Origin of the sequence: Helicobacter sp. TUL, from assembly GCF_002287135.1 — a bacterium.
Classification (GTDB): domain Bacteria; phylum Campylobacterota; class Campylobacteria; order Campylobacterales; family Helicobacteraceae; genus Helicobacter_F.
This window is the reverse complement of record NZ_NESU01000043.1, coordinates 1-571: the sequence shown is the minus strand read 5'-3', so window position 1 is coordinate 571 and position 571 is coordinate 1. Positions and strand designations below refer to the sequence as shown.

Here is a 571-nt window from a genome sequence, read left to right as displayed (position 1 = left end):
TTATCAAAAATAAGGCTATTTTTTGCAATAAACGCCCAAGTTGTAGCTATGGGTATATGAGTTTTAGCACGAATAATCTCTAGCGGTGTATATACGCCTACAAGCTCTTTTGCAAACACTCGATACCCATACTCTTTTCGTTCTCCACCGCTAGGATTTACTGCCATAATCTTACTAAATGATACAAGTTCAACATCATGTTGTCTAAAAATATCAGCACATGTTTGCAACCCATCAAGCTCTATATAATCATCAGAATCTACAAAAACTATATACCTATTATCCCCCCCCCTTATTGATAATAAGTCATTTTTGATATATGCTAATCCGGCATTTCTTGCTATAGATTGTCCTGCATTTTGTTGTGTGATAAGCACAAAACGTGAATCTTTATCACAATACTCTTGTGCGATTTGCCCACTTAAATCTGTGCTACCATCATTAATTAAAATCGCTTTAAAATGTGTGTATGTTTGATTAATAAGAGAATCTAGACATTGGTGTAAATATGCTTGGACATTATAGATTGGCACGATGATATAAAAGAAGGGATTCATTGTGGGTCCTTTGA

1 protein-coding gene is annotated in these 571 nt (G+C 34.7%); it reads right to left on the bottom strand.

What is annotated here, in order from left to right; genetic code table 11:
* Positions 1–557 (bottom strand): glycosyltransferase family 2 protein (locus B9T66_RS08735; RefSeq protein ID WP_143429130.1); only part of this gene is annotated, 557 nt, incomplete at its 3' end.
* Positions 558–571 lie beyond the last annotated feature (14 nt).